The 13,231-nt window shown below is 48.3% G+C and carries 9 protein-coding genes and 2 pseudogenes; 5 read left to right on the top strand and 6 right to left on the bottom strand.

The annotated features are described in order from the left end of the window. Window positions 1-523 precede the first annotated feature (523 nt). From dnaK to C7N83_RS10180, 3 genes and pseudogenes are all read right to left on the bottom strand, one after another. Window positions 524-2,452, bottom strand: coding sequence for a molecular chaperone DnaK (gene dnaK / locus C7N83_RS10190; protein ID WP_106742450.1), 1,929 nt, complete (start codon window positions 2,450-2,452; stop codon window positions 524-526). 320 nt (window positions 2,453-2,772) lie between these two features. After that, complete coding sequence (grpE, locus tag C7N83_RS10185; protein WP_106742448.1) at window positions 2,773-3,360, bottom strand: nucleotide exchange factor GrpE; 588 nt, start codon at window positions 3,358-3,360, stop codon at window positions 2,773-2,775. Window positions 3,361-4,843: 1,483 nt separating this feature from the next. Further along, a pseudogene (locus C7N83_RS10180) lies at window positions 4,844-5,510 on the bottom strand (IS1595 family transposase). A gap of 91 nt (window positions 5,511-5,601) precedes the next feature. Between C7N83_RS10180 and C7N83_RS10175 the strand changes: the two are divergent. Together C7N83_RS10175 and cysE are read left to right on the top strand one after the other, a co-directional pair. Next, a complete protein-coding gene (locus tag C7N83_RS10175; protein WP_106742447.1) occupies window positions 5,602-5,952 on the top strand; it encodes a hypothetical protein in 351 nt (116 codons plus the stop codon). 219 nt (window positions 5,953-6,171) lie between these two features. Continuing rightward, window positions 6,172-7,002 carry a serine O-acetyltransferase gene (gene cysE, locus C7N83_RS10170; RefSeq protein WP_106742451.1) on the top strand — a complete coding sequence of 277 codons (831 nt, stop codon included), beginning with the start codon at window positions 6,172-6,174 and terminating at the stop codon, window positions 7,000-7,002. Window positions 7,003-7,082: 80 nt separating this feature from the next. On the opposite strand, the gene dxs is transcribed toward cysE, so the two are convergent. After that, window positions 7,083-8,966 (bottom strand): 1-deoxy-D-xylulose-5-phosphate synthase, encoded by a 1,884-nt coding sequence (gene dxs / locus C7N83_RS10165; protein WP_106742445.1) that lies wholly within the window; start codon window positions 8,964-8,966, stop codon window positions 7,083-7,085. Window positions 8,967-9,157: 191 nt separating this feature from the next. Here dxs and C7N83_RS10155 point away from each other — a divergent pair, with 191 nt between their 5' ends. Then, entirely contained in the window at window positions 9,158-9,694 is a 537-nt protein-coding gene (locus C7N83_RS10155) for a hypothetical protein (RefSeq protein WP_146135135.1), read from the top strand. A 227-nt stretch (window positions 9,695-9,921) separates the two neighbouring features. Here the strand turns inward: C7N83_RS10155 and C7N83_RS10150 are convergent, their stop codons facing one another. After that, complete coding sequence (locus tag C7N83_RS10150; protein ID WP_106742440.1) at window positions 9,922-10,824, bottom strand: tyrosine-type recombinase/integrase; 903 nt, start codon at window positions 10,822-10,824, stop codon at window positions 9,922-9,924. A gap of 2 nt (window positions 10,825-10,826) precedes the next feature. Further along, complete coding sequence (locus C7N83_RS10145) at window positions 10,827-11,255, bottom strand: acyl-CoA thioesterase (RefSeq protein WP_106742439.1); 429 nt, start codon at window positions 11,253-11,255, stop codon at window positions 10,827-10,829. Window positions 11,256-11,635: 380 nt separating this feature from the next. On the opposite strand from C7N83_RS10145, the gene fba reads away from it, so the two are divergent. Further along, entirely contained in the window at window positions 11,636-12,700 is a 1,065-nt protein-coding gene (gene fba, locus C7N83_RS10140; RefSeq protein WP_106742437.1) for a class II fructose-bisphosphate aldolase, read from the top strand. A gap of 405 nt (window positions 12,701-13,105) precedes the next feature. Next, window positions 13,106-13,231, top strand: a pseudogene (locus C7N83_RS10135) (aspartate carbamoyltransferase); the annotation flags it as partial.

The following is a 13,231-nucleotide window of genomic DNA, read 5'->3' as shown; positions in this document are numbered from 1 at the left end:
TCAAGCACTTGCTTGAGTTTGATAAAAGGAAATCTGCCGGTGTGCTTGCCGTCATGATTTGGACTTGTTGGTGGAAGAAGCTGCCCATGGAAAATTCCGCTAAATTCTTTTTAGGTGGATTTAGAGGTTTGTAAAGGTCTCAGGCTGAGAAATTGGTAAACATATGCTGAACCGGCAAAATAGGGAATGTCATTATTGGGAGCCGAGCCGATAATCCAGCGATTGAGATTCAGAATATTATGTCGGATTTCGAACCGATATTTATATTTAATTCATATTCCAAAATTCAATGACATATCATTGATAAACGAGCAAAATTGAACAACCGGATTATCGGGCCGGCTCCAAGTAATGACGTACTAAATTTGGTTGGGTGGTACAAGGTCTTGGTTTGATAATAAGATTTTTTGAAGATAGCGGACTCACTTAAAATTTAAATGGTTAAGCTTGAAACTTAGCCCATGAAAAACGCGAACCTGAAAAGGTTCGCGTTTGGTTATTACCAGTTCGGTTTCAGACGGCCTTATTTCTTGTCATCTTTCACTTCTTCAAAATCGGCGTCAACGACATCATCGTCTTTCTTAGCCGCGCTGTCTTGTGCCGCACCTTCACCTGCTTGGGCTTCGGCTTGCGCTTGGGCGTAAACCATCTCCCCCAGTTTTTGGCTGGCGGCACCCAATGCTTCGGTTTTGGTGTCGATGTCGGCTTTATCGTCGCCTTTTACGGCTTCTTCGGCGGCTTTCAGCGCATCTTCGATTTTGGCTTTTTCATCAACATCCAGTTTGTCGCCGTAGTCGGCCAAAGATTTTTTCACTGAGTGAATCAAGGCTTCGGTTTGGTTGCGTGAGGCTACCAATTCGGTCAGTTTTTTGTCTTCCTCAGCGTTGGCTTCCGCATCTTTCACCATGCGTTCGATTTCTTCTTCGCTCAAACCTGAAGAACCTTGGATGGTGATGTTGGCTGCTTTACCGGTACCTTTGTCTTTGGCAGAAACGTGCAAGATACCGTTGGCGTCAATGTCAAAAGTCACTTCGATTTGAGGCATGCCTCGTGGTGCCGGTGCGATGTCACCTAAATTGAACTGACCCAGTGATTTGTTGGCAGACGCACGCTCGCGTTCGCCTTGCAACACATGAATTGTTACGGCCGATTGGTTGTCTTCGGCGGTAGAGAAGGTTTGTGATGCTTTGGTCGGAATGGTAGTGTTTTTCTGAATCAGTTTGGTCATCACGCCGCCCATGGTTTCGATACCCAAAGACAACGGGGTGACGTCCAGCAGCAACACGTCGCTGCGGCCGCCGCCCAATACTTCGCCTTGAATCGCGGCACCAACAGCCACGGCTTCGTCAGGGTTTACGTCTTTACGCGGGGCTTTGCCGAAGAATTTCTCCACTTCTTCCTGCACTTTAGGCATACGGGTTTGACCACCCACCAAGATTACGTCGTTGATTTCGCTTGCGCTCAAGCCTGCATCTTTCAGGGCGATGCGGCAAGGTTCGATAGAGCGTTTAATCAAATCTTCTACCAATGACTCGAATTTGGCACGGCTCAGTTTCAATACCAAGTGTTTCGGACCGCTGGCGTCCATGGTGATGTAAGGCAGGTTAATTTCGGTTTGCTGACCGCTTGACAATTCGATTTTAGCTTTTTCGGCAGCTTCTTTTACACGCTGCATAGCCATCGGGTCGCCTTTCAAATCAATGCCTTGTTCTTTTTTGAACTCATCAATGATAAAGTCGATGATGCGTTGGTCGAAGTCTTCACCACCCAAGAAGGTGTCGCCGTTGGTAGCCAACACTTCAAACTGTTTGTCGCCGTCAACATCGGCAATTTCAATGATGGAAATATCGAACGTACCGCCACCCAAGTCGTAAACTGCTACTTTGCGGTCGCCGCCAGATACCTTGTCCATGCCGAAAGCCAATGCGGCTGCGGTCGGTTCGTTGATGATGCGTTTGACATCCAAACCGGCGATGCGGCCGGCATCTTTAGTGGCTTGACGTTGGCTGTCGTTGAAATAGGCCGGAACCGTAATCACCGCTTCAGTTACTTTTTCGCCCAAGTAGGCTTCGGCAGCTTCTTTCATTTTGCGCAATACTTCGGCCGAAACTTGTGGTGGCGACAATTCTTTGCCTTGTGCTTTCACCCATGCATCGCCGTTAGATGCTTTGATGATTTCAAACGGCATGGTTTCGATGTCGCGCTGGACTTCTTTATCTTCAAATTTGTGACCGATCAGGCGTTTGGCCGCATAGATGGTGTTTTTCGCATTGGTAACGGCTTGGCGTTTGGCTGGGGCTCCGACCAATACTTCGTTGCCGTCGAGGTAGGCGACAACTGAAGGGGTAGTACGTGCGCCTTCGGCGTTTTCAATAACTTTGGTTTGACCGTTTTCAGAGATAGATACACATGAGTTGGTTGTACCCAAGTCGATACCGATTACTTTTGCCATAGTGTGATAGCTCCTAGTAAAAATTTAAATGACTGAATTAATGAGTTTTTTTGAATTTAGCGTTCGGTTGGCTTGTAGATAAGGGTGTTCGATATTTTTTCAAGGTTTAGAATGAATTTTTTTTATGATTTAATTCAAATAATTAATTTGTTTATCCACAAGCATGTTTGGAATATGCGATTTCATTTTCAGACGGCCTTGTCGTCCGAATCACGTTCTGATGGTTCGGAGTGATTTTCCAGCAGCAGGGTCTCTTTTGTAGGTTGCGGATAGGGTCGTTTGAAGATTTTATGCTTGATAAACATCATCAAGCGGTGCTTTCAATCTTCGTTTTTTGCTACCACTACCATGGCCGGACGCAACACGCGGTCAGATAAGGCATAGCCTTTTTTCATCACATTGACGATGGTGTTCGGCTCCTGCCCGTTCCCTACGGTTTGCACGGCTTGGTGTTGGTGCGGGTCGAGTTTGTCGCCCACGGCCGGATTGATTTCTTTGATTTGGGTGGTATCGAATGCTTTTTGCAGTTCGTTCAAGGTCATTTGCACACCCATTTTCAAGGCTTCGAAATTACCGCTTTGATCCAGTAGTGCCATTTCCAGATAATCTTTTACCGGCAGCATTTCGGCGGCAAATTTTTGCCCGGCAAACTTATGGGTGGCAGCGATTTCTTCCTGATGACGGCGGCGCAGGTTTTGCTCATTGGCCAAACCACGCAGCTGTTCGTCTTTGAGCCGGCCTTCCAATTCTTCAATGCGCGCCTGCAATTCTTCCAACGTCGGCTCAGGTGTGGCTTCGGTTTCAACGGCTTCGGCTTCGGTTTCTGTTGCCGCGTCAGTAATTTGCGTTTCTTGAGTTTCTATTTTTTCTTCTTCAATGTTTTGGTTTTGTCCAGTCATTTCCGACATCCTTAATTCAACAGGGAGATTTGATAAACCGCATATAAGGCCGTCTGAAAAAATTTCAAGGCGAATAACCTTGAAATAAGTAAGGGAACTTTGACGACAAACTTACCTTCCGACCTGCCTTGATCAGCTTTCAGACGGCATTTTGTTATCCTTCAAACCTCAATTTTGCTCAACCTATTGGCAATATGCTGATTTAAAATCATTTTGCCGACTTCGATTTTTTCGTCCGCACGGCAAACAGTATTTGTAATTGGCGGTATAGCTTAAATTTTCCATTCCGCAGCAGGCAATCCATCTGGTATGTAGTGTTAAAAAATCTTGAAGCGTATGACTGTTTTCGCTTTCGCAGGTGTAGCTGTCGGCACCGCTGCCGACGGGGAACGGCAATTAAGATTTTTTGTCATTTACGTTGTCGCCGGTATTCTTGCTGCAAATCTCCCTTCCTGTTTGAGGCAATGCGGTTTGTCAACCGTCTGAAAATATAGCGGTTGGCAACGGATTCATTTTAATCAGGGTACCCGTTGGCAATTGAAATATTGCCTATGGTTCCGCCTTGCTTATTGGGACCGCACGCCGTGATCGGTTGCAGATGGCGTTCTTTGTGTCTTTTGCTATCAACGCAGTCAATATCTGAGGGATGGTATGGTCAGATTAAATCCAAAATGATACTCGGTTGGCCGGGGTTGTCTTGTTTCGAATTTAACCTGCTATAAAAAAGACGGCAGTCATTTTGCAATTTTCAGCGAAAATGCAGCTGCTTGCACGGTTGTTGAAAACAACAATGCCGTCTGAAGAGATTTACATCTACTTTCAGACGGCATTGTTTTATCCGATATCCTATAGATTGTTAACTTAAAATGAACATATAGGCAGGGCGGAACTTCCCTATCCGATCTGCCCCGTAGGGGCAAACTTTACCCTGAATTGAAACGGTTTCTGGCTTTTTAAGCCAGTGTCGAATTCAAGAATCAGGTCTACCTCAGTCATCATGATTCATTTAATCAGCTCTACTGTTATGGCTCGGGTGGTATGCTTATATTGCGTTGAACAAGATTATGCTGAAAAACTATAAATACCTAAAACGCAAACTATAGATTAAGTTTAGTTAGAGGCAGTTAAATAAAAAATCTATTGTTTATACAGAAAGGATTGGTGATGATTGCCTCTCTCGAACTTGGCTAAACACCGACAAATCTGCAGACCGTCCGAGCCAAATACGGCTTCACCACCGCTAAAATTGGCGAGATATGCGATACCAACCCAAAGCAGGCGCAACGATGGCTGGCGGCGGAAACAGTCGCAATCATGCCGATATATCTTATATAAAAATGGTTCGCCTTATTGGGATGTTTACAAAATCTTAACATTTAAATTATTATCATTTATTTTATCTGCCTGTGCCGTATTGTTTTCAAGTTTCTATTAACCGCTTCCCGATGTATAGAGGTTATTGGAAATTACATAGGGGGCCTAGGAAGCAAATTTAATCCAACGGCATATTCCGTGACATTTCCAACAAAATTACATACAGGTTATCATGTCTGTGATTAAAGCGGAATCCCGTTTCTTCCAGGTGCCAATAAAATGTCCGTCCGGATACGCCGTTAAATTCAACCGTCCTGTTTTTTGCATAAGCCCAAAATGACCCCATTCCGCTGATATGCCGAACCCCTCCGGCAAACTCGTTACCTGCGTGACGGACACGGAAGTGTTTTTCACAACCTATATCAACCAGAACCATGCCGGCCACCAGTAAAGCTTTTGATAGGGAGATGGCCCCGGATAACCTTTTGCAGCATGGCTTTTGAAGCACCGGGTACGGTTCCGGTACGGACCTTGTCATCACGCTTCAATATGCCCAATACGGTGGTTTTTCCACCGGCTCCCCGAGCCCGTTTGCCACGGATGCGTCTGGCACCGGAATAAGGCCCATCCGGTTCGGTGATATCTGAAAACGGGGTTTGCTTCCCACATTCGTCAGCAATACGGTGCCGCAGTTTGGGGAACGGGTTGTTGGCACTTCGGACACTGGCTGCCGTTAATCCGGCTGTGTCGGAAGCAGTCAAACCTGAGGCAGAAAGGCGTAATATTTGCCGGAATTTCTGCTCAGAAAGTTTACCGGGCTTTGGGTACTTGTTTTTAATATAAATATCAGAAGCTTACCATAAAGTTTTATGATTTTGCTTACTAAGCCCATTACATAAATGGGCTGATGATTTACCTGAAGAAGGAAAACCTATTATGCAAGCTATACAATATCTTGATAAACAGGATAATTATTTTCGTCAATATGGATTAGATCCTGTTGGAGGTTACGATTTAAGTAAGCATAGAAAAGTAAACAATTATGCTGAGAGTGCAATTTGTTTGGAAGAAAAAAGTTGGTATCGCGAAACAGAACCCGTTTGTACCACAATGCAACTGCAATTTGATGGGCTGGTTTTTGTACAATGGCGTGAAAAAAAGGATACAAAATGTTCCGTGTCACCAAACGCCATTCAACAAATAGACCTTGGAATTTTCATGAAAGGGATAGTATTTAGAAGACAAACAGACAAGCACTTTATTTGTCAGACCCACTGCAATCTTTAATGATAAACAGGCTGCCGCCAAATATGCCGTGCAAAACTATGTTGCTAATAATGGAACTGACCGTATCTATAAAAATATCTGTTTCCTGTATAACCCGCTCGCAGAATCTTCAACATTTCCCTTATCGTTTTCTCCAAATCGTCTATGACAAGTCCGATGAAAACAGTAAGATAACGGTTTCATCAGTTTCAAAAGGCCTTTTTCATCATGAAAAAAATCATGTCGGGACACACGAAAAAAGACTATCCCAATATTCCTGATTTCGATTTGTGGAATACGATTCTTGAAGAAACCACTGTCGCGGCCAATGCCGAACCTATGCTGGCCAGCTTCCTGCATCAAACCGTGTTGCGTCACGATTCGCTGGATGCCGTGTTGGCATTTCATTTATCGAGCAAACTCGGCAGCCTGATTATGGACGTGTGTGCGTTGAACGAAATCTGTCTGCAGGCTCTTGCTGACGATAGCCGCATTATCGAAAGCGTGAAAGAAGATTTGCAGGCCATCTATGAACGCGACCCGGCGTGTGACGAATATTCGCTGCCACTGCTTTATTTTAAAGGTTTCCACGCCATTCAGGCGCACCGCATCAACCATTGGCTGTATAACAACGGCCGCAAAACCTTGTCTTATTTCCTGCAAAACCGCATGTCGGAAGTGTTCGGCGTGGACATTCACCCCGCTGCACGATTCGGCCACGGCCTGATGCTTGACCACGCCACCGGTTTCGTGGCCGGAGAAACAGCTGTGTTGGCCAACAATATTTCCATCCTGCACGGCGTGACTTTGGGCGGCTCGGGCAAAGAATGCGGCGACCGCCACCCGAAAGTTTCAGACGGCGTGATGATTGGCGCCAACGCTTCGATTTTGGGCAACATCCGCATCGGTGAGAACGCCAAAATCGGCGCCGGCAGCGTGGTGGTGGCCGATGTGCCGTCATCGATTACCGTGGTCGGCGTGCCGGCTAAACCGATTGGCCGCTCGTCTAAAATACCATCGCAAGACATGAATCAGTATATTGAATTATCGGGAGCGGATTTTGTGATTTGATGGATAAAACCGTAAAAGGCCGTCTGAAATATAATATTTCAGACGGCCTTTTACGGTTTTATCCATCTCCGGCGGCTCAATTATTGCGCCAACCATTCGCCTATGCGTTTTTGCATCGCGGCAGCACTCAAACCCAAATCATCGAGCAGCTTGGCCGAATCACCGTGTTCGGTCACCATATCGGCCACGCCCAACACCAGCACGGGCCTGCAGATTTTGTGCTTCGCCAACACTTCCAGCACCAAGCTGCCGGCACCACCCTGTTCGGCGTTCTCTTCGACAGTCACCAGATAATCATGCGATTGCGCCAATTGGATAATCAAGGCTTCATCAATCGGCTTCACAAAACGCATATCAGCCACGCTGGCATCGAATGCTCCGGCGGCCCGTAAGGCCGGTTGTACCATGCTGCCGAAAGCGATAATCCCGATTTGTTTGCCTTCGCGGCGCAACACGCCTTTGCCTGCAGGTACGGTTTCAAAGCCCTCCGAAACAGGCGCACCGCAACCGCTGCCGCGCGGATAGCGCACGGCAGCCGGCGCATCCAGCGCATAACAGGTTGAGAGCAGCAAGCGGCATTCGTTTTCGTCGCTCGGTGCGGCAATCACCATGTTCGGAATACAGCGTAAAAAGCTCAAATCATACAAACCGGCATGGGTAGGCCCATCGGCACCCACCACCCCGGCGCGGTCGACGGCAAACATCACCGGCAAATTTTGCAGCGCGACATCGTGCACCAATTGGTCGTAGGCGCGTTGCAGGAAGGTGGAATAAATCGCCACCACCGGCTTCATGCCTTCACAGGCCAAACCACCGGCAAACGTGACGGCGTGCTGCTCGGCAATGCCGACATCAAAATAACGCTCCGGGAAATGCTGCTCGAATTCCACCAGGCCGCTGCCTTCGCGCATGGCCGGTGTAATCGCCACCAAGCGTTTGTCCGCAGCCGCTTGGTCGCATATCCATTTGCCGAAAATCTCGGTATAACTCGGCTTGGCGGCAACAGGCTTGGTTTCGGCTACCTGCATTTGCGGTTTGGCCGATACGGCGTGGTATTTCACCGGATCGTTTTCCGCCAGCTTGTAGCCGTTGCCTTTTTTGGTAATCACGTGCAGCAATTGCGGCCCTTTTTTGCCGCGCAAATCTTTCAGCACGTCTACCAGCTTTTCCACATCGTGACCGTCGACCGGCCCCGTGTACTCAAAACCGAAGTTTTCAAACAAGGAAAGCGACTGTTTCACATGATCGGCTTCGCTGGCCATGCTTTTGATTTTGTGTTCGACTTTTTGCGCAATTTCCATCGCACCGGGCAATTTGTCCAATACTTTGCTCGATTGCGCCTTGATGGTCGAAAGCAAGCCGTGCATATCGCGCACCACATTGCTGGCCAGATATTTCGGCAACGCACCGACATTAGGCGAAATCGACATTTCATTGTCGTTCAGAACCACCAGTAAGTCGACATCCATGTCGCCGGCACAGTTTAAGGCTTCAAACGCCTGTCCTGCGGTCATCGCGCCATCGCCGATAACCGCTACGCTGCGGTTGGACAAACCTTGCAGCTTGTCCGCAATCGCCATACCGAGCGCGGCGCCGATGGACGTCGACGAATGTCCTACCCCGAAGGTGTCGTATTCGGATTCGCTGCGTTTGGGGAAACCGGCCAAGCCGCCGTATTGACGGATGGTGTGCATGCGGTTGCGGCGGCCGGTCAGGATTTTGTGCGGATAACTCTGATGGCCGACATCCCACACCAACTTGTCATCAGGCGTGTGGTACACATAATGTAGCGCAACCGTCAATTCGACTGCCCCTAGGTTGCTGGCAAAATGACCGCCGGTCCGGACAACCGATTCCAGCAAAAAAGTACGCAATTCGCCGGCCACTTGCGGCAACTGGTGTTTATCCAGTGCACGCAATTGTTGCGGCTGTTCGATAAGGTCTAATAATGGGGTTTGACTCATGGTGTGTTCGGGTTGGCTTAATTGGCGTAATGAAGAATTATAGCAAGACTTTCGCCGATTTATCAGCCTAATTTTACAGGCTGTCTGAAAAAGGGAAAACGGCCGCTTTTCCCCCAAGCCGTGAAAGTTTCGCCACTTCATGCTAGACTGTCGGCGTGTTGTTTACTGAATAAATGTTTGATATGCCGGCAATGAAATCTTTCTTATCGCTGTTCCTGCTGCTGGCTTTGGCAGCCTGTTCGCCATCCGGGCCGACCAATACGTCGCCAGCCGCGTCCGCACCGAAAGCCGCGTCAACGGCGGAACACACTGAAACCACTGCTGCTTCAATGCCTGCCGCTGCCGCCGCTTCAAATACGGCCGCTTCCACACCGATGCTACATTTAGGCAGGGATTTGACCGCGCAAAACCAAGCCAAATGGCAGAGTTATTCTTGCGGAGAGGATCAAAAAATCGATGTACGCTATTACAAAAGCGATGCCGGTCCTACCGCACAAATCCGATACCAAGGCTTAAACATCAGCGCACCCTACAGTCCCGAATTGAGCGATGAAGATGTGAGCGCATTCAGTAACGGCGAATTAACTTGGACCGTCAGCAACTTTGTGCAGACCGATTTTTATCAGGAAAGCGACGGTTTTCTCGCTCGCCATGAAAAGGTTGAAGGGGCCGGTGAAGAAGGTATAGTCGATCATTTGTTGGTACAGGATTGCATGCCTACCAAATAAGCAACTCGTCATCGGGGCGTGTCCGTATTTCATCATGCGGCATTTTCCCGGCATAAAAACCCGTCTGCCGTGTTGAACATGCGCGCAAAATGTCCGGCACGGCGTGTAAAACCGTCCTCTTGGAATATTGCCTTGCATACGCGCTGTTCTGCCCGAAAATCTGCTACCAGAAAAATGAGGATACCCTTAAAAAGGCCGTCTGAAATATTTTCAGACGGCCTTTGATACTATTTTTCCTTTTTGCGTTTGGCACGCGGATGCGCTTCATCATACACCTGCGCCAAATGGTCAAAATCAAGCTTGGTATAAATCTGCGTGGTAGAAAGATTACTGTGTCCCAACAATTCCTGCACCGCCCGAATATCACGCGAAGATTGTAACAAATGGCTGGCGTAACTGTGGCGCATCATGTGTGGCGACAAATGCTGTCCGCTGCCTTGCTTGGCCGACCATTGAGCCAAACGCTTTTGAATCTGCCGCTGCCCCAAGCGTTTGCCGTTTTTGCCGGTGAACAAAGCTGTCTCGCCAGCTACCGCAATGCGCAGCGGCAGATAAGCAGCAATGGCTTCCCTGCTTTTCTGCACCAGCGGTACTTGGCGCTGCTTATTACCTTTACCGGTCACGCTCACCCAACCTTCGTCCAACAACACATCGGCCAGATTCAAATTATGCACTTCGCTCAAGCGCAAGCCGCTACCATAGAGCAATTCAAACACCGCATGATCGCGCACGGCCAAGTCGGAATCGTCGTCATCGGTATCCAGCCAATGATTCAGCGGCTCCTGCTGTAAAGCTTTAGGCAGCCGTTGCAGCGGCTTGGGAGCTTTGATGTTGCGCGTCGGATCCTTATCAATGGCACCTTTTTTCATCAGCCACGCACAATATTGCCGCCACACTGATAATTTCCGCGCCAAACTGCGTTCGCCTAAATTTTGTTGCGACAGCTTTTTTAAAGCCGCCACCATATCTGCACGCACCACATCTTCGTTTTCAGACGGCCTTGCCGAGAGCAAACCGTTCAATTGTGCCAAATCGCGCCGATACGCAGCCAACGTGTGTGCTGACTTGCCTTGCTGCTGCAAATCAGCAAAATATGCATCTTGGCACGCTAAAAATTCCGCCTGCTTCATGTTCAGACGGCCTCCAATGCCGCATCCAAGGCTTCAGGCATACGGCACACACGCTGCGCCGTATAATCGAAACACACCATACCGGTATACACGCGCGCAATCGATTGCCTGTCATGCGCCCGAACCAAGTGATAAAGCAGCCCAAAACCGCTTTTGCCCACATCGGCCGTGCCCATTTCAATCCGCAAATCATCACCGTGATATCCCTGCGCCACATACTGCACTGCCGCATCCGCCATAATCAACCCAACACCACCGGCATTCAATTCACTCCAGCCCTGCTGATACAGCCAGCGCATTCGCGTTTCATGACAAAGGCGCAACACAGCATCATTGGCCAAATGCTGCCCGTAATTGATATCGCCGATTTGTACCGTCATCTGCGTGGCAAACAAAATATCATCAGGAGCGGGTACCATAATTCGCGACATTAAAGTTCCTCTATTTTTTCAGACGGCCTGAGACCATTTTATCGAATGGAGAATTGGGTAAAATTCGGAAATATCCCAAAATCGATAATTTGTCACGGGCTGTGCAGATTTGCTGTCATGATGCCCCGCGCAGCGGACTTGCGCACCCTGTGACGGATTTAGAAATCAGGTACAGATGAATTTTACCCAAAGCCTTGAACTGTTATTATCTACCATCTCGCGCTAATCGCAAACATTTACCGATGGTTTTCATTCGGCTACATTCATTTCAAACGAATGTTATTAACATATGAAATCGATGTAGCCTTATGTAGTCTTTTAGGTCAAAAGCGATTATAATTTGCTATCGTTTATTCCCACACTATCTTTAGGAGATTTTTATGGCTCTTGTATCCATGCGCCAATTGCTTGATCACGCGGCAGAAAACAGCTACGGGCTCCCCGCATTCAACGTCAACAACCTCGAACAAATGCGCGCCATCATGGAAGCCGCCGACCAAGCCAACGCGCCGGTGATCGTTCAAGCCAGCGCAGGCGCACGCAAATACGCCGGCGCGCCTTTCCTGCGCCATCTAATTTTAGCCGCCATTGAAGAATTTCCGCATATCCCTGTCGTGATGCACCAAGACCACGGCGCATCGCCCGACGTTTGCCAACGCTCTATCCAATTGGGCTTCTCATCTGTGATGATGGACGGCTCATTAATGGAAGACGGCAAAACCCCATCGACTTATGAATACAACGTTGACGTGACCCGAACCGTGGTCAACTTCGCCCATGCCTGCGGCGTATCGGTAGAAGGCGAAATCGGCGTATTGGGCAACTTGGAAACCGGTGAAGCTGGCGAAGAAGACGGTGTGGGCGCAGTCGGCAAATTGACCCACGACCAAATGCTCACCAGCGTGGAAGATGCCGTCAGCTTCGTACGCGATACCGGTGTAGACGCCTTGGCCATTGCCGTCGGCACCAGCCACGGCGCATACAAATTCACCCGTCCGCCAACCGGAGACGTATTGCGCATTGACCGCATCAAAGAAATCCATGAAGCCCTGCCGAATACCCACATCGTGATGCACGGCTCCAGTTCAGTGCCGCAGGAATGGTTAAAAATCATCAACGAACACGGCGGCAGCATCGGAGAAACCTACGGCGTGCCGGTTGAAGAAATCGTACAAGGCATCAAATACGGCGTACGCAAAGTCAACATCGACACCGACTTACGCCTGGCCTCTACCGGTGCCATCCGCCGCTTTATGGCCCAAAACCCATCCGAATTCGACCCTCGCAAATACTTGGCCAAAACCGTCGAAGCCATGAAACAAGTCTGCGTTGACCGCTATCTGGCCTTCGGTTGCGAAGGCCAAGCTGATAAAATCAAACCGATTTCATTGGAGAAAATGGCGGGAAAATACGCCAAAGGCGAATTGAACCAAATCATTAAATAATGCATTAAAAAACCAGCAGGCCGTCTGAAAATACTTTCAGACGGCCTGCTTTCGGTAAAGTTCAACCAAGCTCAGACCCTCATTATCGGATACCGACCCGATAATTCAGCCATTGCGATTCAGAATATGATATCGAAATTTGAAACGACTATCTTCCATCAATATCTTAAAAGTCAATGACATATTATGGATAAAACTATCCAAGCCGAATGACTGGATTATCGGGTTGTCACCCGATAATGACGGACTCTATTTTATTAGCTTAACCTAAATTCTGCAAAGGTCTCAATCTGCACTATATGAATAATTTTATTTATAGTAAAAGAAATTAAAAAATAGTACAAATCCGCATAGAAGCATAACGAATCAATACAATCCAACCGCCAATCCTTCCGTTTTTTCTTAATTGCTATGGCGGGCGACCTCAAATACGGCCGCACCGTGCATTCGCTGACACAAGCCTTAAAACGCTGGGGCTGCGAATTTGCCTTCGTGTCGCCGCCCAGCCTTGCCATGCCCGACTACATCACT

The sequence above is a fragment of the Neisseria iguanae genome (genome assembly GCF_003013245.1).
In the GTDB taxonomy this organism is placed as follows: Bacteria; Pseudomonadota; Gammaproteobacteria; order Burkholderiales; family Neisseriaceae; genus Neisseria; species Neisseria iguanae.
Note: the sequence above shows the minus strand (reverse complement) of the source record. Positions and strands in the feature narration are given on the sequence as shown.